Genomic DNA, 22,206 nt, shown 5'->3' on the forward strand with positions numbered 1-22,206 from the left:
ACCGTGAACGCTTCATTCGTCCGTCCTTCTGAAGGGCCGGACTCCAGCTCCAAATGGAGGAAAATCTCAGGGGCAGGTCAGGGTGGTCAGCGGACGTTCACCAATGCGCCCGTTGAGCGCCGTTTCATCATGAGCATCAGCATGATGGTCGATATCGCAAAACTCATGAAACCGAGTAGCGCGAGATCTTGTCGACGAACGAATATGAAGACAGCCAATTCAAGCCAAACAAGGCGATTCACGATCAGGAGGCGACGGTCCCCATATTCGGACGAGAAGAGTCGCTCCCACCACGTCATCTCACGCCATTTCTTCTTGGCGTTCGAATTGAAGGCATTAACTGCCCGTCGCGTTGGGGCATCGAGAAGCATCAGCACGAACATGATCGTCGCCATGGCTCCCAGCATGATCGTGGTCGGAAGAACGAGCGCTATGAGAGGCCTGCGCATTAGAGCGGCAGCCATACCGACCAACACGCCGGCCCAAGCGCCGATTAGTGAGGGCCAGAAGAGCGAGTCTGTCCAACGGTCAACCATCGTCAGCTAAGATAGCATCGGATCGATCCGATGCCCATGAATGTTTACTATTGGTCGTCTCCTTCCCGGCAGCTTTTCCAGCCAACGGTGCAGGGCGTACGCTTACCAACATCATCAATCACGATAGAATTTACCCTTAGGCTTGACATCCCGTGCTGGCGCCGGGGGCCGGGAAGACGGCCACCGGTCGCCTATGGGTCTACCTTCGCGACAATCGACGATGGAGCCATCTGGACAAGCTGGCGGCGCTGTTCCGCTACAGCCCGGATCGCAAGGGCGAGCGGCCGCGCGAGCACCTCAAGACCTTTGCAGGCTTCCTGCAGGCCGATGCCTATGCCGGGTTCGAGCGCCTCTATGCGCCCAACCGCGAGCTGGGGCCGATCACGCCTGTCGCCTGTTGGGCCCATGCCCGGCGCAAGCTGAACGATGTCTACAAGGCGGATCCGAACTCGGTCGCGCTCAAAGGGCTGCAGATGATCGGCGAGCTTTACGACGTCGAGCGGCAGATCGTGCGTGAGCCGGCAAACTTCCGCCGCAAGGCCCGTGCGCTCTCAAAGCTCAAGGCGCTGGATTTCTTCGTCTGGGCTGATGATGTGCTTTCCAGGGCATCGGCCCGTTCGCCGCTGGCCGAGGCGCTACGCTATGCCGTGAAGCTCAAGCCGCAACTGCTCGCCTACACTGCGGACGGCAGGTTGGAGATCGACAAAAACCCGGCGGAGAATGCCCTGAGAGGCATAGCCGTGGGCCGCAAAAACTGGCTTTTTGCGGGTGCCGACTGCGGCGGTGAGCGCGCCGCCGCCATGTATTCGTTGATCGAGACCCCTAAACTCAACGGCGTTAACCCGCAAGAATGGATGGCCGACGTGCTCGACCGCATCGGCAAAGGGCATCCGATCAACAGGATCGACGAGTTGCTGCCCTGGACGTGGGCAGCATCTCAATTCGTGACCGAACAGGAGGCGCAACCGCCACAGAATGGGCGCTGCTAATTCGGCAATTTCCAGCGAAGTTTGTAGCGGAACCTTGATCCTGCCGCGTTTGCACCATTCTTTAGGCGCTCCTGAACCACGACGCGCCTGAACATGCTGTCGGCAGATCCAGCGAAATACAGTGCACTCTCTGGTGGATCGAAAGATTCATCCCGGCATATGACAGAGCGATCGGCTTGCACCTGGCATTCTGCAGTCTGCGTTCCTTCGCGATTCTCACGCAGGGCGCGCGACGGATACTGATTCATTTGAGGATCCTTGCCGGCTTCAAACGAAATCTGTGCGAGTTCGACCAGGGGACCCGTGGTCAGATCAACCGCAGGCGGCTGAGTGCGATCGATGCGCACGGCTACTCGGGCTAATCTGAAGAATGGCGGATTGCTATTCCCCGGAACATCGGCGCGGTAAGCAACAAGCTTACTCCACAAGGGAGATGTCCCCCGCGGTGCGAGACCGAGCGCAGTTCGGTTGATAGCTGGAAACTGTGGCAACGCTGATTGCGGCGCTGCACGGACCAGCCTCATGGCGAGCAACTGTTCCTTGCTTGACCAGCTATCCGCTTCGCAGGTGTTGCGGTCGACCGTCCCGTCGTCGGATATCTCGCAAAGGATGCTCACATTTAGCGCAGGTATCGTCCCGCCCCACTTGGCTGCTTCGCGATAAACCTCGGCAACTGATAGAAGGTGAGGATCGAACGTAGTTGGCGGTACGTCGAACGTTTGAACCTTGAACGCGATATTCCCATTCCGGTCAACGACAACGGGGGCTTCGACCACCGCTTCGCTAGGTAGGATCAACACAATAGCGAAAACTGCTGAAATGAAAGCTCGCCCAGACATCTCGACGTCGACCCCATCTTGCCACGACGAACCGCAAACGATCATCACCGGCTGCAACCCTTGCCATTTCAAAATTACGTAGCAAGTCCAATCGAACGTCACTCCAAACGCGACACCGGACGCTTACCGTTCTTCTCACCATCGATGCCCTCAAGCCATATGCAGAGACCCCGTTCAGCTTTGGTGGCATCCGCAAAGTGCGGGCGCGCGGTCAGTCGCGCGAAGAGTCTCTGTCCGCCGTGCCTGCTGCGATCCAGGCTATGCTCGACGCAATTGCAAACGGAGCTCGCTTCGTAGTCTGCGCGGATATCCAAGCTTTCTTCACGCGCATCTCCAAGGAGCATGTCTCCAGCATAATCGCCGCGGCTGTCGATGATCCGCCCTTCATGGAGTTATTCAGGACGGCCATTCGTGTCGAGTTGGCTAACCTCGCCGATTTGCGAGACAAGGCCGACCTTTTCCCCATTGAGGACATCGGCGTCGCTCAGGGTAACTCTCTATCACCACTTCTCGGCAACATCGCCTTGGCAGAGTTTGACCGCATCATGAACGAGGGCGACTGCAGGTGCATCCGGTATATTGACGACTTCATCATTCTCGCGCCGACGCTGCAGGCGGCCAATGCGCGACTTGCAAAAGCAAAGGCTTTGCTGGGCAAACTCGGCATGCAGCTCTCGCCGGAGAAGAGTGGCAAGGGCGGGACGAGCATCACCAAAGGGTTCGACTTTCTCGGCATCAACATTTGCCCTGGCCTCGTGCGGCCGAGCGCCAAATCCGAGGCTCGCTTTCTTGCCTCGCTCGATAAGCTCCTTAGCGAAGGGAAGCGCTCGCTCAGGATCGTCGAGAACGGTGGCACGGTCGAACGGACGAGCTCCTTTCTCGGTACTCTCAAACGATTGGACGGCGCGATTGATGGATGGGGCAAACACTACTGGTTTTGCTGCGATCAGTTGAAATTCCAGAACCTCGACAAGGAGATAGCCAAGAAATTGGCCAAGTTTATCGGGCACTATGGCAGCATCCGCGACCATCTTGCGCCTGAGCGGCGGACACAGCTGCTCGGGGTGGCAGAGCTGGCGAGGCAAAAGCGGGAGCCGTTCAAAGGCCCTCGGATCAAGGCGAAAGCCGCTCCTCCACAATAGCGCAAAGCTTACCACTGGCTCTCTGTCTGCTCTGATGTCGCATGGAGAACCGTTGGAATTACGAGAAAAGCATGTTTGCCAATCCGCCGCTCTTGCCGTTAGCCGCCCCTCTGCTCGTGGAGAATCCACGCACAGAGGCAGACATAGATGTCCACCTGAAGCCAGTATCGCGCTCCAGCAAGGGCTGGAACAAAAAGGGATCGAAATGCGATGCTGCATCTGGCATAGAGCTCACGCCCAATCACACGGCGGGAGAGCAATCCTGTGGTTATCGAATTCCGGCAAAGGGGCCGAAAGGTGTCACAGAGCAACTTCTTCAAGGGATTCATGGAAGACACCCTTGAGCAGGTGATGTCCTCCTATGCCGACGAGCTGCACGGCACGGCCGCCTCGGTCGTCGATCCCGAAACGGGCAAGCATGCGCTGGTTTTCGTCCGCCGGATCGGCAAAGATGGATGGGTGATCCACACCAGCGGTTCGCCAGCCTTCGCCCGTGCGCTCGAACAACGGCTGGGTCTCAATAAGGGAGAAGTTCACGGCATGAATGAACCGGCCAACCGCGAGCGACTGGTCTATCTGGCGCATGCTTCCGAGGACAAAGCCCTGGTCAAGCCGTTGGCCGAAGGGCTAATGCGGCGGGGCATTAAGGTCTGGTATGACAATTGGGAGATCGGTTACGGCGACAGCCTCCGGCGGAAGATGGAAGAAGGTCTTGGGGACTGCACTCATTTCGTCGTGCTACTCACCGAAACGTCGATCAGGAAACCTTGGGTCAATGAGGAGATCGACGCCGGCTTGATGAGCGCGGTGGAAGGCAGCGCCAAATTCATCGGCCTGCGCCACAACCTGCCGCTTTCATCGGTATCGCCCTTTTTCAAAACGCGGCTGACACCCGAGTTCCAGCCCGGCGAAGAGGGACTGGATGCGCTGTCCGGTGAAATTTACGGAGTGAGCAAGAAGCCGCCGTTGGGTGAGAAGCCTCGCTATGTCCAGTCGCACGAGCCGGGTTCCACCTGGGCAGCCTCGGCTCGGACCGTGGCGGAATATTTCGTGCGGAACAGTGCTCACGCGCAGCCGATGGACCCGCAGGCCAGCTATGCCGAAATCCAGCAGGAAACCGGCTTGCCGATGCCCGATGTGAGGATCGGCGTACTCGATCTGATCGGAGCAGGCCTCTTGGAGAAGCAGGAATATTTTGGCGGAGAAGGCCATATCTGGCCGAAGTCCGATATGTTCGTGACGTTCGATGCAGATTTTATGGATTGGGATCCCGAGAAGGATGCGCGCGATCTCGCGGTGCATCTAACCAATCTCGATACTGACCAGGCCGATGCGAACGAAGTGGGCCTGGCGCTCGGCTGGAAGCCGCGCCGTTTCAATACAGCGGCGGCCTATTTGGTATCTGCGCGGGTGGTGAAACCAATCGAATACATGAGCGGCGATGCATATTGGCCATGCGGCTTCATGATGGGCGATGAATTGCTGCGCTTCGTGCGGAGTCTCTGACGGTCAGCTATTGCTCACTCGGGCTCTAGTTCGACTGCTTGCGTCCGCTTTCAGGATAATACGTGGGGCCGCTGTACGGCAAAGATGGCGCATCCCGGTCGACGAGAGCGGCTCGGTCCGCCGTCATGGCGACGTAGCGATAAAGGGGCAGATCCAACTGGCTCCTTCCGGCACAACCGAGCCCGGCGCTCATGCGCCGGGTTCGACATCCAAAGCTCGACATAGCGCAAGCCTCGCACCGCCCCTGCTCAATCCGCCGAAGGAAGGCGTCCCTCCCGCCCAAGCGCGGAGGTCGCCTCCGCCGGCATCCGCACACCGGCCCCCTCCCCCTCCGACTCCTCCCCGCTCTTCCCCCCGAAGCGCGCCTCTTCCGCTATCTCGGCGAGCGCGCCGTCCAGCCCGGGGATCCACCCTTTCTCCACCAGCAGGTTCTGCATCGCCTTGGCGAAGGCGATGGGCGGGATCGTGCCGCTCTTTCGGAGCGCCGTCATCGCCTCCATCATCGTCTTGAACAGCCCGGCCGTTTCCGTCTCCGACAGCAAAGACAAGGGCGCGAAGGCATGGAAAATGTCCGGATCGCGGCTGCCGAGCGCGGATCGGATCAGCAGCTCGTCGATGCGCGCAAGCTGCGGCGCAAGGTCCGTCTCCTGCCGCCCGGCGATCATCCGGTCATAATTGGCCCGATCGCCCTCCCCCGTGGCGTTCATGCCGTCGGGCGACTTGCCGAGCAGCCGCGTCGCCGGAATGTCCGTCGCGCCGGCGACGAGCCCCACATAAGCGGAAATCACATCCGTCATGCCCGCCCAATTGACCTGGCGCGTCTCCCACGTCTCCGCCGCATCCTTCAGCCGCGCCCGATGCATCGACTGGCCGAGCTTCATCAGCTCCAGCCGGCGCAGCAGCCGGGATTCGCCCTCCTCCGTCCCCACCATGGCCAGCATGTCCGGAATGCCGATCGTGTCGATGCTGGCCTCGTCGATCAGGCTCGCAAAGCCGTTCTGCGCGGCATCGGCATTCTTGACCGCATCGCCGATCGCCTGCGGGATGCTGTCGCCCCAGAACGCATCCTCCTCCGACACGGTGGCGAAATCGGGCACGGCCTGCCCGGTGAAGGCGACGACACGCGAGGGATGGATCAGCGCGCCGCCGCCCTTCCCGTCCGTCAGGCGCCAGAGGCTGGGCTGGCCGAAATTCTCGTCCGTCGGATCGCGGATGATGCCGCCCTCGAACTGCAGCTGCCAGCGGCTGATGACATGGAGGAATTTGAGCTCCCCCTGGCGGAGCTGATCGGGCAGGAGCGGCATGGCCGGATCGCCACGGCCGACGCCCAGCAGGATCGCGCCGCCGCCGAGCCGGCCCAGAATCAGCGCGCGCCGGATCTTGGCGCGAAGGTCCAGCCTGCGCTCCTCCGCCTCCAGCCGCTCGATCTGGTCGCCCTTCGCCTGCCAGTTCCGCCAGGCGCGCGTCATGTCATAGGGCGGCAGGTCCACCGCCTTGCGCATCAGCCAGGAGCTGCGATAGGCGGCCTCGATCTGGTCGGGCGACCAGCGGTCGAGGCGATAGCGGGCATATATCCGCTTGTCGGCGGTCGTGCCGGCGCCCGTCATCGCATTGGTCAGGCTATCCATGGCGACGAAGCGCCCGGATGCGGGATCGCGGGGACGAGCGGGGAAAGACATGTCGCCACGATAAGGCGCGGCACGTGGCGCGGTTTACGGCCGTCAGAGATTGGCGAGCGAATAGGTCGAGCCCAGCGCAAGCGCGTTCACGGCATCGGCGAACGCGTCCACCTGATCGTCATGCGCGCCGGCCGGGAATAGCGAAATCTCGTCGAGGAAGGGGCCGATCCAGGCATCCCGGTCCGCCTCTCCGCTGGCGAGGATGCGGACATTGCCCGCCTCCGCCTGCACCGCCGCAGGCGTCGCGCGCGTCGCCTTGTCGCCCGTCGCGGGCTCGATCAGGACGGTATAGCCCGCGAGCGCGCGCAGGAAGGTATCGGCCTGCGCCTTGCCCGCCTGCCCCGGATCCTGCGTCAGCCGGATCGTCACGCTGGTTCCATCCAGCGCGGCCATGCCCCGGATCGCGGCATCCACCTCCATCGGCGATCCCCGGAAACGATGGACGCCCTCGATGATGAACAGGCCGTCATTGCCGCGGGAGATGCGAATGCCCACGGTCCAGTCCGGATCATTGCCGCTCGCCTTCCTGGTGGCGGCAAGATCCCAGGCGCGCACGGTGCGGCGCGCGCCCGCGGGGATGGCGCCGATCGGCTGGAACCAGGCCCGCTTGAACAGCCCACCCTCGCGCGGCGCGGGGCGCTGCTGATGCTGGCCGGCGGTGGCATAGGCGCCCATCACCCTTTCCAGCTCGTCCACCACCTTCGCCGGAAAACGCTCGGGGAAGAGCAACTCGCCCGGCGCGCTGCGCCAATCGGCCGCGCCCAGCATCGTCACGCAGGTCCGCTCCGGCTCATAGCGCATCGGCAGCATCAGATGCTCGTAACCCAGCCGTTCGGACAGGATCAGGCCCGAAAGGTCGCGCTCGTGCAGCCGCTGCATGACGATGACGATCGCCGACCGGTCCGGATTGTTGAGGCGCGTGGGCAACGATTCCCGGAACCAGAGATTGACCCGCTCGCGCTCCGCCTCGCTATTGGCATTTTCGGCGGACAAGGGATCGTCGAGGATGATGCGGTCGCCGCGCCGGCCCGTTATGTTGCCGGGCGTCGCCACCTGGCGGAAGCCGGTCGCTTTATTCTCGAAATTCAGCTTCTCATTCTGGTCGCGCGTCATCGCCACCCGATCGCCCCAGAGCCGCTGATACCAGGGCGAGGAGGCGAGCCGGCGGCACTTCAGATTGTCGCGAATGCCGAGATTCTGCTCATGCGCGACGCCGATATAGCGCATCGACGGCATGTTGCGCGGCCCCCATTCCCACATCGGCCAGAACACGCCCGTGACGGTGGATTTGGACGTGCCGGGCGGGACGTTGATCAGGAGCCGGCTGATCTGCCCCGCGGTGACGGCCTCCAGATGCTCGCACATCACATCGATATGGCGGCCATGGACATAAGGCTGCCCCGGCTCGATCGTCGGCCAGGCCAGGCGGACGAATTCGGCGAGCGAGCGCCGCGACAGCTCCCGTCGCGCCGCGAGCACATGATCAGCGCTGATCGTCGTCGCCAAGCGACTGCTCCGCCAGATAGCGCAGCACGTCCATCGGCGCGTCGCTCAAATCGATCCTGTGCGCGTGGGGGACGGCTGCGGCATCGCCCGCGCCCGTCGCTTTGTCGCCCCTGTCGGCAAAGGCGCGGGAAAGCTTGCCGAGGAACCATTTCTCCGCATCGAAGGCCAGCCGGCCGGCAGCCGCATTTTCGGCACTCTTCGCCGCCTCCACCGCCGCCTCGGCCCGGTCGAGATAGCCCAGCTCGCGCGCGGACAGGATGGCGGCCGCAAGCGCGCCGTCCCCCTCGCTCCAGCGCCGGATGGTTTCGCGATCGGGCATCCGCCTGTCGGCGCATATGGCCCGCAGGCTCTCACCCTTTCTCAGCCGTTCCAGAAGCTCTTCGATAATCTCTGCGGGGAAGCGGTTGTCGGGGCTCATCACCACCCCAGCCTACGCCCCCCGCCGTTCACGCGTTTACGGCCCTCACGCGCATGCCCGTCGGGCCCTCCACGATGGCCGGCGGACTGCGGGCGTTGCGCGCCGTCCGGAACCGGCATCTGGCGCGCCGGTTCTATCAGCGAGCCGGTAATGGCATCACGGACCGGCCGCGAGGCGGGAAGCATGCGCGACACTGCGAAACCCATCGTCCTGATCACGGGAGCAGCCGGCAATATCGGCCGCTCGCTCGCCCATGCGCTGAGCGACGCCTACACTATCGTGGGGCTCGACCGGGAAGGGATGAAGGCCGATTTTCCGCTGATCCCGGTGGATTTCACGGACGATGCCTCGGTCGCCGGGGCCTTGGCGAAATTCCGTCGGGATCATGGCGTACATATTGCCAGCGTCATCCACCTCGTCGCCTTCTTCGATTTCAGCGGCGAGGATAATCCGCTCTACGACAAGGTGAATGTCGAAGGCACGCGGCGCCTGTTGCGGGCCTTGCAGGATTTCGAGGTCGAGCAGTTCGTCTATTCGGGCACGATGCTCGTCCACGCGCCCGGCCGGCCCGGCGAGCCGATCAGCGAGGATCAGCCGATCGCCCCCGGCTGGGCCTATCCAAGATCCAAGGCCAGGGCCGAAGAGGTGATCCGCGCCGAGCATGGCCATATTCCCTATGTCCTGCTCCGCCTCGCCGGCCTGTACGACGAACGAACCTCCGTCCCGACGCTCGCCCATCAGATCGCGCGCATCCATATGCGGGAATTTCAGAGCTATTTCTATTCGGGATCGCCGCTTGTCGGCCAGTCCATGCTCCATCGCGAGGATATGCTGGATGCCTTCCGGCGCGTCGTGGACCGGCGCAAGAAACTGCCGCCGCAGAGCGTCATCCTGATCGGGGAGCCCGGGGCGATGGGCTATGACGCGCTTCAGGACGAGATCGGCTATCTGATCCATGGCACGGAGGATTGGCCGACGCTGCGCCTGCCCAAGGCCGCCGCGGCCGCGGGCGCCTGGGTTCAGGACAGGCTCGAACCCGTCGTGCCCGATGCGTTCGACCAGGGCGAGCGGCCGTTCATCCGGCCCTTCATGGTGCAGCTTGCCGACGATCATTATGAGCTCGACATCGCGCGCGCCCGTGCCTTGCTCGATTGGGAACCGCGCCATCGGCTGAAAGACCGGCTGCCCGCGATGATCGCGGCGCTCAAGGCCGATCCGCTGGGCTGGTACAAGGCCAATGGCCTGACCCCGCCCCCCTTCATCGCGGAAGCGGCCGAGGCGGGCGAACATCCCGAAGATCTCCGCAAGCGCCACGAAACGAAGATCCGGGCGGAACATCGCGCCAACCGATGGGCGCATTTCATCAATATCGCGCTCGGCACCTGGCTCATCACCCAGCCGCCGCTGATCGGCGTGGCCGAGCCGGGGCTGGCGCGGGCCGAAATAGCGCTGGGCGCGGTGCTGATCCTGTTCGCCGCGCTGTCGCTTTCCTGGCGGATGGGCTGGGCGCGCTGGGTCTCCGCCGCGATCGGCGCGCTGGTGATGGCGGCGCCCTTCCTCTTCTCGACATCCAATGCGGCCGCCTATCTTTCGGACACGCTCGTCGGGTTGCTGATCTTCGGCTTCGCGGTCGGCACCCGGCCCGATATCGGCCCTTCGCCGCTCGCGGCGCTCACCGGCCCGGAAACGCCGCCGGGCTGGAGCTATAATCCCTCCTCCTGGACGCAGCGCATGCCGATCATATTGCTCGCGCTCGTCGGCCTTCAGGTCTCGCGCTATCTCGCCGCCTATCAGCTCGGCCATGTCGATGGCGTGTGGGAACCCTTTTTCCAGGGATCGCCCGAAGATCCGAAGAACGGCACGGAAGAGATCATCACCAGCTATGTCTCCGAAGCCTGGCCGGTGTCCGATGCCGCGGTGGGCGGCTACACCTATGCGCTCGAAATCCTCACCGGCATCGTCGGCTCGCGGATGCGCTGGCGCACCATGCCATGGCTGGTCATCCTGTTCGGGCTGATGATCGCGCCCTTGGGCGTCACCTCGATCTTCTTCATCATCATCCAGCCGATCTTGCTCGGCACCTGGAGCACGCTCGCGCTGATCGCGGCCGCGGCGATGCTGATCCAGATCCCCTATTCGCTCGACGAGCTGCTCGCGACGCTCCAGTTCATGCGCCGCCGGGTGAAGGCGGGGCGAAGCTGGCTGCGCGTCTTCCTGTTCGGCGACACCGATCGGGGCCCGCGCGATGAAGCCGCCGACGAGTTCGATGCGCGTGCCGACGTGGTGCTGCGCGAGATCTGGACCGGCGGCGTCACCCTGCCCTGGAATCTCGCGGCGGCGGCGGCGATCGGCCTGTGGCTGATGTTCACGCGCCTGACGCTGGGCGCCGTCGGGGGCATGGCGGATGCCGATCATCTGATCGGCGCGCTCGCGCTCACGATCATCTCGCTCGCCGCGGCCGAGGTGGCGCGGCCGCTGCGCTTCCTGCTGATCCCCCTGGGCGCCGCGCTGCTCGTCACGCCCTTCGTCTATGAGGCGAGCGGCGCGGCGATCGCCGCCAGCATCGCCTGCGGCATCGGCCTGATCGCCCTCAGCCTCCGCCGCGGCACGATCACGCAGCGTTATGCCGGCTGGCAGAAGATGATCGTCTGAAATCGGGCGGCGAGCGACGGCAGCAGCCCTCCGAACGGAATTGCCTCGATCGGAGACGCTGCCCGGCGGATCTCCGATGGGCAGCGGACCGAGGGATGCGCAAGCCGCTGTCGGGGCGCATCACCATTCCAGCCTACGCCCTGCCCCCTTACGCGTTTACGGCCCTCCCGCACATGCCCGTCGGGCACGCCCCCGCCCGGCCGGCATCACGTCCATCGCGCTTGACGCGTCGTCGCCGTCATGCTGCCTCTCGATGGAACAGGGGGGAGGCATCGGTTTGACGTTTTTCCGGCGGAAGAGGCTGCGGGTCGAAGCCGGTTCGCCCGCCTGGACGGGAGCGGTGGGCATCGACGCGCGCTTCGCCGGGCTGGTCGAGCGACTGCGCGTCGAGGCTGAGCGGCATCCCCTCGCCTATCGCCGCAAGGTCGTACTCGCCGGCCTGTTGGGCTATGCCTACGTCCTGACCGTGCTGCTGGCGCTGCTCGCAGGCACTGGCGCGATGATCTGGATGCTTATCGTTGCGCGTGGCGCGGCGGCGATCGAAGCGAAGCTTGGGATTTTTCTGGGCCTGAGCGCGTTCGCCCTCATCCGCGCCCTGATGATCGAGGCCGAAGCTCCGGCCGGCATCCTTATCGACCGGGCGGCCGCCCCCGATCTGTTCGCCCTGCTCGATCGATTGCGCGCGCAAGTGAATGGCCCGGCGATCCACACGGTCTATATCGGCGATGAATTCAACGCCGCGATCATGCAGCAGCCGCGCTTCATGATCTTCGGCAATCGCAATATCCTGACGATCGGGCTTCCCTTGCTGCAAGGCCTATCGAAAGACGAGGCGGCTGCGGTGATCGCGCATGAGTTCGGGCATTTTGTCGGCGGCCACGGCCATTGGGCCGCATTTATCTACCGCATCCGCAAACGCTGGATGCAGATCGCCGAGCGCCTTCCCAGAGGGATCGTCGCCGCTGTGCTGCGGCTGTTCTTCCGCCGCTATGGCCCCTGGTTCAACGCCTACAGCTTCGTCCTCGCCCGCGCGCAAGAATATGAAGCCGATCGCCTCGCCGCACGGGCATTATCGCCGGCATTGGCCGCCGCCGCGCTGATCCGCGTGACGACGCGCGGCGATCGTTTCGCCGCAAGCTGGACCGGCGTCTGGGGCGAGGCGGTATCGCGCCCGGATCCAAGCACCATGCCGTATCGGACCGCCGCTTCCTATCTGCGCGAGGAGGCCGAGGACGAGCTGTCGGTCCTTGAATATGCGCTGGAACGGATGACCGGCCTTGACGATACGCATCCTTGCCTGAAGGACCGGCTGGCGGCGATCGGGTCGGATCCGGTCCTGCCGCCTCCCTTCGCAGCCAGCGCGGCCGAGACACTGCTCGGTGGCCGTGCGGAGGAGCTCGCCGACGAACTCGACCGCAATTGGTGGAATGCGCATGGCAATTGGTGGCGCACGCTGCACCAAATGCGCCAGGACGAGATTGCGGAACGCGATGCGCTCGCGGCGCGCCTGGAAAGCGGCGACGCACGCAAGGCCGAATATCAGCGGCATGCGGAGCTGGTCGCAGAGATGGATGGCGCATCGGCGGCCATTCCTTTCTATCGAAAGCTGCTCGATCGCTTCCCGGACGCTGCCGACGTCCGTTACCAACTCGGCGCAGCGCTCCTCTATGCTGGCGACGATGCCGGCATCGTCGAGCTGGAGACGGCGGCACAAATATGGCGCGGCCTGGGGGCGCCCGCCTATCGGACGATCATCGGCCATCTTCATGCGACAGGGCGGCAGGACGAAGCCGAACCCTATTTCGTCCGGCTCGATGCCGCCGAAGCGCATGACGAGCAGGCTGCCGCCGAAGCGAACCAGATCGACGCGCAGGCGGAATTGCTTCCGCTGCTCCTGTCGGACGAGGACCGTCGGAGGATAGCGGATACTCTGGCGGGCATATCCGGGCTGAAATCGCTCCGCGCTGCGCGCCGGAAGCTTCTATTCGGCGACCGGGACCAGATCATATTCCTGGCCTATCCCGGCAAGGGCACCGACCCGCAGCAGCTCGTGGATGCAATCACGCCTATTCTCCTCGAATATGGCGATACGCTCGGCTTTGGCGCCCATGGAACGACCCGATGGCTCGGCAAAAAGCTTCGCGCCATTCCCGGCAATCAGCTTGTGCCAGCCGTAAAGGGCTGAGCCAGCCTATGAAATGCCGGGCGTGAAGGCCAATAGGCGCTTTGGCCGATACCATTGAAAAAGTCGTCCCCCTCAAGAAGAGCGCGACATAATCAGGATTTTGCACGGCCACTTTGACAGCTCAGATTCTTTCAACAGCACCGCCCCATTGCGGACGTCCATGTCGGTGCCTAGCCTGCCGCTATGATCCTTGGCTGCTTTGAAAAAACCGTGATCTTCATCGTCGCGATCGGGAGCTATTTCGCCCGGCCATGGTCATGCGGCTACGCGCTCGGACGCTTCTCCCCGGAAGAGAATGTGCCCTACGCCGGATTTGACTATCATGGCATGGGCGCAATCAGCGGCTGGCTGCTCGCATTGCTATATGCCGTGCCTTTCTTCCTTTTGATCAGAGCAACATTGATACGACCGTCCACGCAGTCTGACCCTCGGTTGGCAGATGCAAGCGGGCGAAGGCTGGGTGTTTCGCTCCTTTTTCTCCTGATCTTCGCAGCACCAACCTATACTCAAATTTGTTACCTTCTCGCCCTTCCTGCGTCTTTGACGATGCCCATCGTCCTGTCGTCGGCAGCATGGTTCGGGATCACGACCATCATCTGGCTTGCGGCGATCAGTCGCCCTGATGCGACGGCATTTTGGGCTTCAATCCGCTCCAAGGTCGGGACACTCGCCGCATTCATTGCCCTGCCCAAGATCGCGCTGCTGTTCCCCCTTCTTCTGCGGGCCGCCTGACTGGGATGACAATGAACCACCCCGTCCGGCGGCCGCCCGTCGCCGACGCGCTCGCCTCAAGGCCCAACGCGACGATCTGGCCGATTGCGGAAATCGGCCTCGCAATCATGGGATTGGAGAGGCAGAGCTTCGGAATGGTCATTCGCCTGGACGTCCGGGAAGACCCCGCTCAGTCCGGCAGCCGGAACAGGTCGCAGGCAAGGCGGCGGCGTGCCGCATCCAGACGGAAGGGCGCAGGGCCGTCGCAGACGATGAGGAGGTCGAGGCGTCCGTCCGCTCGGTCGATCAGCGCCAATCCCTCGGGATGATCGTCCCCGCGCCCGAACGGCAGGTCGATGATCCGTTCGGGCCTGTGCAGGCGGACCATATCATAATGCTCGGCGGGTTCGGACAGCCAATCGCGCCAGCGATAGATGGCGCACGGCCCGTCCAATCCGGTGGTCGGGCCGGCGAGGATGAGGAGATCGGCCCCGATCCGCTTGAGATCGCGGATGCCGAGCCCCTCCAGATCGAGCAGGCGCTTGAACAAGGGCCCGTCGATCCGGAGCGCACCGGAACGCCTGGCGCCGATCTCCATTTCGAGCAGCACCGCATAATTCCGGATCACCGGACCGCGCATGCCGATTGCAAGCCGGGAGCCCGCGACGGCGATGCCCTCCAGGTCGATCCCGCCTTCCTTGGCCGGAATTTGGGTGAAGGGCTTCAGGAGAGGATGCCGCGCGAGCAGCCTGGCCAGTTCATTGCCGTACTTCGTCCGCTCGAGCATGCCGGCACGGCGGCCGCCCGCGCTCAGCACCGGCATCACGCGTCCGGGCGCGTGCGGATCGGGCACAAGCGGGAGCCGCGCGAGCAGGCAGCGCGCGCGCGTGTCATTGAGATTGCTGAACGTGCCCAGATCGATCCGATCCTCGCCGCGGCGGCGCAGCTTCGGCCGCGTGCGCGCATGCGAGCCCAGCACCCAGAGCCAGCCATCCTCCTCGGCGAGACCTTCGACATCGGCCTCCGCCGCGGGGTCGAGATCGAGATAATCGGCGAGCATCAGGCGGCGGTGCCGTACCCAGCGCGTGCCATCGCGTTCGAGCCGCTCGATCGCTGCGCCCTCGTCGCTCCCGAGGAACAGCGTGTCGCCGACCCGGACCGCCGCGGACAGATCGGCCAGGGGATCGTCCGCGCCTTCAAGATCGGCGTCGAGCGCGATTTCGACCCGACCGCAAGCGGGAGTGACCTCCCGCCAGGGATGCGCCGACGGCGCCGACGGCCAGCTGGCTTCCGACATCTTTCTTGTCCTTCCGTCCCGTTCCGCGCTGCAACGCACCGGGCGCGGGATCGGCGGCAAGGAAATAGGGCGCTTTACGCGCTGTGGAACAACGCCGTGGAGCGGGCTCGCTTCAGCTCGGCTCCTTGCCCAGCGCGAGCCGGCCCGCTGCCGCGGCGAAGCTCCTGCGATGCCACCCGCTCCTGGCTTGAACCCTGCCCGATGCGGCGGAGCGGAGCCGCCGGTAGGTGGCGAGCGCCTGCCCTATCACCTGGTCCATATTATAATAGCGATAGGTCGCCAGGCGCCCGACAAAGATCACATTGGCCAGGGCAAGCGTCAGCGCCTCGTAACGCTTGAACAGTTTCTGGTTCTCCTCGCAGGGAATCGGGTAGAATGGATCCCCTTCTGCGCGCGGATATTCATAAGTTATGCTTGTCTTCGGCGCGATCTGCCCGGTAATATGCTTATATTCGGTGATACGCGTGTAAGGAACCGTTTCCGAGGGATAGTTGACTACGCCCGCTTTCTGAAACCATTGCTGATCCAGCGTCCGATGGCGGAACTCCAGCGAGCGATATGGCAGCTTGCCGAAACAATAGTCGAAATATTCGTCGACCGGGCCCGTGAACACCAGTTCCGCGTGGGGATAGGCGGCTCTTGCATCGCGATATTCCACGCCGAGCAGCAAGTCGATATTCGGGTGATCGAGCATGCGCTCGAACATTCTGGTAAAGCCCTCGGCGGGCATGGCCTGGAAACGGTCGGTGAAATAGCGATCGTCCATATTCGTCCGGACGGGCACCCGGCATGTCACCGATTTGTCGAGCTCGGACGGGTCCATGCCCCATTGCTTGCGCGTATATCCCCGAAAGAATTTTGCGTAGAGGTCCCGCCCGACCCTGGATATGACGGCGTCCGCCGCGCTGCGGATGGCGGGAAGGGTTTCGGCCCGCGCCGCGAAAAACGCCTCCGCCTCCTCGTCGCTGGACAGCGAAAGGTCATAAATGGCGTTGAGCGTCGTTCGATTGATCGGCATCGGCACCAGCTTGCCCTCGACGCTCGCGATCACGCGATGCTCATAAGGTCGCCACCGGGTGAAACGGGAGAGATAGTCGACGATCTCGGCGGAATTGGTATGAAAAATATGCGGGCCATAATGATGGATGAGGATCCCGGCCTCATCGAACCGGTCATGCGCATTGCCGCCGATATGCGGCCGCCGATCGATCAACAGCACCTTCTTGCCTGATCCGGCGGCAAGGCGCTCCGCCATCACCGCCCCCGCGAAGCCGGCGCCGACGACCAGGCAGTCATAGCATCTGGGGCGTTCTGCCGGCCAGACCGCCTGCGCCTTCGATCGCCTGGCGGGCCTCTTCTCCCCGATCGCCTCTTGGACGAGCCTGGCCATGCGGGCGTAGATGCCGTCCCAGCAATGCTGCGCCAGCATCCTGTCCACCGCGTCGCGCCACCTGCTCCCGCTGCGGGACAAGACGAGCGCGGCCTCGCATTGCCGGATGAAGCCTTCGACCGAGCCGGCGATCCGCACCGCCTCCAGCCCCGCATAATGGCGCACCACATCCGCGATCGGGGTGGAGACGACCGGGCGTCCGCCTGCGAGATATTCGGGGGTCTTGGTCGGGCTGATGAAGCGCGTCGCGGCATTCACCGCAAAGGGCATCAGCGCGACATCCCATCCGCGCAGATAGGCGGGAAGCTCGCCATAGGATCTGCCGCCGAGATAATGGATGTTCGGCCGTTGCGGGAGGTCGGCGCGATCGATCTTCACGACCGGGCCGACGATCATGATCGACCAGCCTGGCCGCGCATCGGCAATTGCCGCGAGCAGCGCCAGGTCCATGCGCTCGTCCACGACGCCGTAGAAGCCGAAACGGGGCCTTGGCAGCCCGGCCTGGTCGGCGGGTTCGGCGCCCGCTTCGCGCGCCCGGATGAAATGCGCCACGTCCACGCCGGAGGGAAAGGGATATATGTTGCGATGGCTGTCGCGCTTCGCCTCATAGAGGCTGTAGCCGCCGGTGAAGACCACATCCGCCCGATCGAGCAGCCTCCGCTCCAGCGGGCCGAGCCCGGGCGGAGCATTTTTGAAATTGGCCAGCTCGTCCATACAGTCATAAACGATGCAAGCCGCCGGCACATGCTCGGAAAATGGCAGCATCATCGGCGTATAGTACCAACGTATCAGCGGGCCATTTTCGCGGGCCAGAAGGGCGTCGAGCATTGCCGTCAGCACGGCCTTGTCGGTCGTGCGGTCCGCCGCTGCGACCAGCTCGGGCACGGCCACGATCACCCCCGTGTCGGGGCAGGTCCGCAGATCGAGCCTGGCCTCGCTCAGGTCGGCACGGAACCGGGGCTCCTCCCAATAGATGATCCGGTTCTCCCGCGCGAAACGACTCATAAGATGCTGCGGGCGCTGAAACACAAAGTCCCAACGCAGATGACTGAAGCAAATAATTATATTCTGATGTTTGCGGGGATAGTCGGCAGCAAGGACCAACGGTGATGCAAGATTATCGCCATGCTCCATGCGAACACACCTCCGCATAAATACACTGTTTTGATAGCTTATGGTACACGAACGTACGATAAAAATGGTTGTTCCTTTAGTTGACAATGATCGCCGCATCCGATCCACTAATAGTAACATAGATTATACTATAAGATGTTTGGCATTTGGGATGATGGCTTCTTGAAAGCCGGGCCGGAACAAGGCGCCGGAAAGCGCCGTCATGCTGCGACGGAAGGCCGGCCCGTCAAATCGGGGAGAATGAGGAACAAGTGGCGGCGCATGATGTTCGCACACAGCCGCGCAAGGATATTCAACCGACGATCAGGGAGGGAGGAATGGCAGGAGCGCCGGCAGATGCCCCGGCGGCAGCAAGCCGGGGCGGACGGACGCGCCGCATGGTTCGCCAAATCGTTCGAATGCAGCGCCGGTGACATGCGGTGACGCGCCAGCCTCTGTTCAGCAGCTTCTTCATGGCGGGCTTCGAATGCTCGTCGCACCGCCGGAAGGATGGCATGCGCCTCGATCTGATCCGCGCGACGAGGCACGACCGGCATGCCTTTGACGATTATCGCCGCTGTGCCGAGTTGGGCTTGCGCACCGTTCGCGACGGGCTTCGCTGGCATTTGATCGAAACGGCGCCCGGCATCTATGACTGGTCGAGCTGGATACCCATGCTCGACGCCGCCCAGGCCGCCGGCATACGCATAATCTGGGACATCTATCATTATGGCTCGCCCGACCATTGGGATCAGCGGACGCCCGATTTCATCGATGCCTATGCCCGGTTCGCGGGCGAAGCCGTGCGCGTGCATCGCGAGAGGACCGGAGAGGCGCCGCTCCTCTGCCCGATCAACGAAATCTCCTTCTTCGCCTGGTCGGTGGAGACCGGATATTTCCCGCCGTTCGCGGCCGAGACGGGGGGCTGGTTCAAGCGCCATCTGATCCGCAGCGCCGTTGCGGGCATCGGGGCGATGCGGTCAGCCGATCCCGGCTGCCGCTTCATCTGGGCCGAACCGCTCATCCATGTCGCCCCCCGCGATCGTTCACGCGAGGAAAGGCGGCGGGCGGAGGCGTATCGGCTGGCGCAGTTCGAAGCCTATGACATGCTGGTCGGCCGCAGCGCGCCCGAGCTTGGCGGCCGGCCCGACATGGTCGATATGATCGGGCTCAACTTCTACCCGCACAATCAATGGTATTATGAAGGCCCTACGGTGCCCATGGGGCATCATGAATATCGCGCGCTCGCGGACATGCTGATGGAGGTGGGCGATCGTTACGGCAAGCCGATATTCCTCGCGGAGACCGGCGCGGAGGGCTCGGGCCGCCCTGCCTGGCTCCATTATGTCTGCGACGAGGTGCGCGCAGCGATGGCGGCCGGCGTCCGCATCGAGGGGATCTGCCTCTATCCGGTGACGGCCTATCCCGGCTGGGACAATTCGCGGCATGCCGAAGTCGGACTATTCTCGGCGCCGGTGGCGAACGGAGAACGGCATCTTTTCAAGCCCCTGGCCGACGAGCTGGCGCGCCAGCGCGGCTTGTTCGCCGCGATCGGCCGATAGCCCGATTCGCGCGCAGCCATGGGAAGCCCTGCCGCAGCGGGCCTGCCGCGCGACGCAACGCGCGCCGCACGTCCGTGGCGCGATGACGGGCCGTGACGCCTGGGCTCGGTTCGTCGGGGGAAAGGCCCGCACGAGCGCGCGCCGAACGGCGCGGACACATGGGTTATGACCAGGCCCCGACATGCGGAATAAGACCCCCTTCCTCCAAAAAAAAGCTTGTTTGGAAGGAGGCTTGGAATGGCTGCTGCGCCGAAAACCGCCCAGGACATTCTGGTGAAGGAATTGAAGGAAATCTACAGCGCTGAACGGCAACTGTCGCGCGCCGTGCCGAAGCTGGTGAAAAAGATAGGATCGGAACCCTTGCGGGCGAAGCTGGATGAGCGCCGCGAGCAGGGCGCGCGTCTCGTCGAGGAGCTCGACAATGTCTTCGAGGAGATGGACGTCACCCGGGCGCGGCCCAAAAATGTCGCCGTCGAAGGGCTGATCGAGGACATTAATCTGCATGTCGAGGAGATTCAGGAGCCGACGCTGCTCGATTCCGAGCTGCTCGCGGCCGTCCAGAAGGTCGAGCATTATTGCATCGCCGCCTGGGGCACCTCGGCCTCGCTCGGGCGGCTGCTCGGCGAGCAGCAGACCGTCCAGGTCATGGAACGCGCCCTGGAGGAGGGCAAGCGCTTCGACCAGGATCTGACCGACCTCGCCGAAAAGGAGATCAACCCCGCCATGCTCGCGTCCGGCGAGCGGCAGGGTACGAGGTCGGGCCGCGAGAGGCAGCAAGTCTGAGCCGTCGCGGTTCGCAACGGGAATGAGCGAGGCGGGCAGCGGGTCCGGACGCAATACCCCGGCACGAACCCCGGCACGAACGCGCTGCTCGCTGCCCATCCGATCGCTCTCGGCATCGTTCGACATCGCTGTCCCGGCCTGCGAAGCCGGATTTTCAGGCAGGCAATGATCGACCCGCCGGGATTATAGTCTGTTGTGATTGGATCCAATCACAACAGGCTCCAATTCTCCTTTGTTTTCCGTACTTTCCGAGTCATCAGGCGATTCCGCCCGACTGGAAAATACGCTAGCGCGTCTCCACGGCGAAGAGCGTGACGCCGGCATATTTGCGGTCGTTCGGATCGAAGGTCGGCTCGGGCTGAAAACGCTGATCGGCAAAGGCCAGTCCGGTCAATCCAGCCAGTTTGAACGTGCCGAGCTTGATCTCGCGTGGGGGCTGGCCGTCCCGCTCGACCGTGACGGCATCGACGAAAACCTCGTCATGGCGGGTGTATAATATGTGCGGCGCGAGCTTCACGAACATACGATTATAGGTGGCCTCGACACATTTCCGGAGCGCGATGGCCTCAAGGAGGAGCTTATTGGTCTGCATGGGCCCAGAATGGGCAAGCGGTGCCGGATGTTCAACTATCTTGCGCAGCGCAACATGGCATTCTGTCCCGCGGTGAGGCTTTCATGATGGCCGGAAAGGCGGGCCACTGTTCGGCCCTATTGAAGGTCGATCTCGTAACGCCACACGTCCAGCAGGAATATGCCCGCTTGTGTCGGGAGATGGCTCGTCATCACTCCGGTGCGCCGCCATCCACTCTTCTCGTAAAATCGCGCGGCGCGCTCGTTCCCGATAGCGCAGGCGAGCCATGGCTTGCGGACCCGATCCTGTCGGAACCTTGCGAGCGCATCGTTCATGAGCATCGAAGCCACGCCCGTGCCGCGGGCGCCTGCCGATACATAAAATTGATAGAGCTCGTCGGATTTGGTCATCGTGAAGCCGAGTGGCGCTTCGCCGCCTTGCGCCACTCGAACGGCAGCCAGCGCCTCCTGAAGCCGCAGCTTGAAGCTCTCAACCGTTCTCAGGCGCGCCAGCTCGGCGGGAAGGATGTTCGTATGTCCGTCCTGCCAGCCGCTGAACCAAAGCCCTGCAAGCGCATCGAGCTCCTGCTCCGCAGCATTCCGAATAAGGATCGCTTCCCTCACGGAAGTCCAGCTGGCGCGAAGGTGAAATCGCGTGCGTCGATCGCCGCATCGATCATCGCCGCGTCTGCCTGCACCTGGCCGTCGAGCAACAGCAGCGCCAAGCCATGGACGAGCGCCCAAGATCTGAGCGCGAACAGCCTGGCCGCCGCTTCGCCGTGCCGGGCCGCGACGAGTTGCTCCGCATTCTCGCGCAGGAACTGCATCGCATCATTGCTGCCCTTGCCGTTCCAGTCGCTCGGCGCATGCCCCGGCGCATTGGCGAAGATGAGGCGGAACAGCCCCGGATTCTCCAGCGCGAAGCGGACATAGGCGCGGCCGGCGGCATTGAACCCCGCAAGGCCGCCGCCCGCAGCCTGGGCTGCCGCGCGCTGCGCGCGCCCGAGGCGTGCGAGGCCCGCCTCCGCCAGCGCCTCCAGCAGCGCGCCCTTGTCGGGAAAATGGCGATAGACCGCGGTCGCGCTCACGCCCACCGCGCGCGCCACCTCGCGCAGGCCGAGATGGTCCGCCTCGCGCTGCTCGATCAGCTTCAGCCCTTCCTCGATCAGCGCCGCGCGCAAATCTCCATGGTGGTAACGCCGCGCCTTCTCGCTTGCCCTGTCTGCCATGTTGACACTGTCACCATAAAACCGTTATGTGAACGCCGTCAACATTAATCATAGAGGCAGATATGGCAAGCGTCGTCGGATCCGCGACCGCAGCGCAGG

17 protein-coding genes and 1 pseudogene are annotated in these 22,206 nt (G+C 63.5%); 8 read left to right on the plus strand and 10 right to left on the minus strand.

Translation table 11 applies throughout. The annotated features are described in order from the left end of the window. Positions 1-86: 86 nt before the first annotated feature. Entirely contained in the window at positions 87-395 is a 309-nt protein-coding gene (locus tag CLG96_RS05350) for a hypothetical protein (RefSeq protein WP_133175346.1), read from the minus strand. Positions 396-685: 290 nt separating this feature from the next. Here CLG96_RS05350 and tnpC point away from each other — a divergent pair. Further along, positions 686-1,525, plus strand: a pseudogene (gene tnpC / locus CLG96_RS05355) (IS66 family transposase); the annotation flags it as partial. Here the strand turns inward: tnpC and CLG96_RS18460 are convergent. Next, positions 1,522-2,412: a hypothetical protein gene (locus CLG96_RS18460; protein ID WP_133175347.1), complete on the minus strand. Its 891-nt coding sequence runs from the start codon at positions 2,410-2,412 to the stop codon at positions 1,522-1,524. The pseudogene tnpC and the gene CLG96_RS18460 overlap by 4 nt on opposite strands. A gap of 212 nt (positions 2,413-2,624) precedes the next feature. Between CLG96_RS18460 and CLG96_RS05365 the strand changes: the two genes are divergently transcribed. Then, entirely contained in the window at positions 2,625-3,506 is an 882-nt protein-coding gene (locus CLG96_RS05365; protein ID WP_107966868.1) for a reverse transcriptase domain-containing protein, read from the plus strand. A gap of 297 nt (positions 3,507-3,803) precedes the next feature. Beyond that, the gene (locus CLG96_RS05370) at positions 3,804-5,012 is read left to right on the plus strand and encodes a toll/interleukin-1 receptor domain-containing protein (protein WP_107966869.1); all 1,209 of its coding nucleotides are present in this window, start codon (positions 3,804-3,806) and stop codon (positions 5,010-5,012) included. A gap of 248 nt (positions 5,013-5,260) precedes the next feature. Here the strand turns inward: CLG96_RS05370 and CLG96_RS05375 are convergent, their stop codons facing one another. From CLG96_RS05375 to CLG96_RS05385, 3 genes are all read right to left on the minus strand, one after another. After that, positions 5,261-6,640 carry a phage portal protein gene (locus CLG96_RS05375; RefSeq protein WP_165799538.1) on the minus strand — a complete coding sequence of 460 codons (1,380 nt, stop codon included), beginning with the start codon at positions 6,638-6,640 and terminating at the stop codon, positions 5,261-5,263. A gap of 93 nt (positions 6,641-6,733) precedes the next feature. Beyond that, complete coding sequence (gene terL, locus CLG96_RS05380) at positions 6,734-8,197, minus strand: phage terminase large subunit (RefSeq protein ID WP_207796585.1); 1,464 nt, start codon at positions 8,195-8,197, stop codon at positions 6,734-6,736. Beyond that, on the minus strand, positions 8,175-8,615 hold the full coding sequence (locus CLG96_RS05385) for a terminase small subunit-like protein (protein WP_133175348.1): 441 nt from the start codon (positions 8,613-8,615) through the stop codon (positions 8,175-8,177). The genes terL and CLG96_RS05385 overlap by 23 nt, the downstream gene beginning before the upstream one ends. A 183-nt stretch (positions 8,616-8,798) precedes the next feature. Between CLG96_RS05385 and CLG96_RS05390 the strand changes: the two genes are divergently transcribed. The 3 genes from CLG96_RS05390 to CLG96_RS05400 all read left to right on the plus strand — a co-directional run bounded on the left by CLG96_RS05390 (position 8,799) and on the right by CLG96_RS05400 (position 14,184). Then, positions 8,799-11,267, plus strand: a complete 2,469-nt coding sequence (locus tag CLG96_RS05390) for an NAD-dependent epimerase/dehydratase family protein (RefSeq protein WP_207796586.1) — start codon at positions 8,799-8,801, stop codon at positions 11,265-11,267. Positions 11,268-11,607: 340 nt separating this feature from the next. Then, the gene (locus tag CLG96_RS05395; RefSeq protein ID WP_165799539.1) at positions 11,608-13,452 is read left to right on the plus strand and encodes a M48 family metallopeptidase; all 1,845 of its coding nucleotides are present in this window, start codon (positions 11,608-11,610) and stop codon (positions 13,450-13,452) included. A gap of 183 nt (positions 13,453-13,635) precedes the next feature. After that, positions 13,636-14,184 (plus strand): hypothetical protein, encoded by a 549-nt coding sequence (locus CLG96_RS05400; RefSeq protein WP_107966874.1) that lies wholly within the window; start codon positions 13,636-13,638, stop codon positions 14,182-14,184. Positions 14,185-14,353: 169 nt separating this feature from the next. Here the strand turns inward: CLG96_RS05400 and CLG96_RS05405 are convergent, their stop codons facing one another. Together CLG96_RS05405 and glf are read right to left on the minus strand one after the other, a co-directional pair. After that, positions 14,354-15,460, minus strand: a complete 1,107-nt coding sequence (locus tag CLG96_RS05405; protein ID WP_107966875.1) for a DUF3616 domain-containing protein — start codon at positions 15,458-15,460, stop codon at positions 14,354-14,356. A 112-nt stretch (positions 15,461-15,572) separates the two neighbouring features. Then, positions 15,573-17,855, minus strand: a complete 2,283-nt coding sequence (glf, locus tag CLG96_RS05410) for a UDP-galactopyranose mutase (RefSeq protein WP_107966876.1) — start codon at positions 17,853-17,855, stop codon at positions 15,573-15,575. A 548-nt stretch (positions 17,856-18,403) separates the two neighbouring features. Here glf and CLG96_RS05420 point away from each other — a divergent pair. Together CLG96_RS05420 and CLG96_RS05425 are read left to right on the plus strand one after the other, a co-directional pair. Next, complete coding sequence (locus CLG96_RS05420) at positions 18,404-19,525, plus strand: glycoside hydrolase family 26 protein (protein WP_107966878.1); 1,122 nt, start codon at positions 18,404-18,406, stop codon at positions 19,523-19,525. Between the two features lie 237 nt (positions 19,526-19,762). Beyond that, entirely contained in the window at positions 19,763-20,308 is a 546-nt protein-coding gene (locus CLG96_RS05425) for a YciE/YciF ferroxidase family protein (RefSeq protein ID WP_107966879.1), read from the plus strand. Between the two features lie 286 nt (positions 20,309-20,594). Here the strand turns inward: CLG96_RS05425 and CLG96_RS05430 are convergent, their stop codons facing one another. The 3 genes from CLG96_RS05430 to CLG96_RS05440 all read right to left on the minus strand — a co-directional run bounded on the left by CLG96_RS05430 (position 20,595) and on the right by CLG96_RS05440 (position 22,107). Beyond that, on the minus strand, positions 20,595-20,900 hold the full coding sequence (locus CLG96_RS05430; RefSeq protein WP_107966880.1) for a hypothetical protein: 306 nt from the start codon (positions 20,898-20,900) through the stop codon (positions 20,595-20,597). Between the two features lie 116 nt (positions 20,901-21,016). Then, entirely contained in the window at positions 21,017-21,502 is a 486-nt protein-coding gene (locus CLG96_RS05435) for a GNAT family N-acetyltransferase (protein WP_207796587.1), read from the minus strand. Then, positions 21,499-22,107, minus strand: coding sequence for a TetR/AcrR family transcriptional regulator (locus CLG96_RS05440; protein WP_107966881.1), 609 nt, complete (start codon positions 22,105-22,107; stop codon positions 21,499-21,501). The genes CLG96_RS05435 and CLG96_RS05440 overlap by 4 nt, the downstream gene beginning before the upstream one ends. Positions 22,108-22,206: the final 99 nt, after the last annotated feature.

This window comes from Sphingomonas oleivorans (assembly GCF_003050615.1).
In the GTDB taxonomy this organism is placed as follows: domain Bacteria; phylum Pseudomonadota; class Alphaproteobacteria; order Sphingomonadales; family Sphingomonadaceae; genus Sphingomonas_H; species Sphingomonas_H oleivorans.

What these genes read in the sequence shown, in the direction of transcription:
- CLG96_RS05350 (WP_133175346.1), bottom strand. Translation starts at nt 395, where the DNA reads ATGGCGACGATCATGTTCGTGCTGATGCTTCTCGATGCCCCAACGCGA.
- CLG96_RS05365 (WP_107966868.1), top strand. Translation starts at nt 2,625, where the DNA reads ATGCTCGACGCAATTGCAAACGGAGCTCGCTTCGTAGTCTGCGCGGAT.
- CLG96_RS05375 (WP_165799538.1), bottom strand. Translation starts at nt 6,640, where the DNA reads ATGGATAGCCTGACCAATGCGATGACGGGCGCCGGCACGACCGCCGAC.
- CLG96_RS05385 (WP_133175348.1), bottom strand. Translation starts at nt 8,615, where the DNA reads ATGAGCCCCGACAACCGCTTCCCCGCAGAGATTATCGAAGAGCTTCTG.
- CLG96_RS05390 (WP_207796586.1), top strand. Translation starts at nt 8,799, where the DNA reads ATGCGCGACACTGCGAAACCCATCGTCCTGATCACGGGAGCAGCCGGC.
- CLG96_RS05400 (WP_107966874.1), top strand. Translation starts at nt 13,636, where the DNA reads ATGATCCTTGGCTGCTTTGAAAAAACCGTGATCTTCATCGTCGCGATC.
- CLG96_RS05405 (WP_107966875.1), bottom strand. Translation starts at nt 15,460, where the DNA reads ATGTCGGAAGCCAGCTGGCCGTCGGCGCCGTCGGCGCATCCCTGGCGG.
- glf (WP_107966876.1), bottom strand. Translation starts at nt 17,855, where the DNA reads ATGAGTCGTTTCGCGCGGGAGAACCGGATCATCTATTGGGAGGAGCCC.
- CLG96_RS05425 (WP_107966879.1), top strand. Translation starts at nt 19,763, where the DNA reads ATGGCTGCTGCGCCGAAAACCGCCCAGGACATTCTGGTGAAGGAATTG.
- CLG96_RS05430 (WP_107966880.1), bottom strand. Translation starts at nt 20,900, where the DNA reads ATGCAGACCAATAAGCTCCTCCTTGAGGCCATCGCGCTCCGGAAATGT.
- CLG96_RS05440 (WP_107966881.1), bottom strand. Translation starts at nt 22,107, where the DNA reads ATGGCAGACAGGGCAAGCGAGAAGGCGCGGCGTTACCACCATGGAGAT.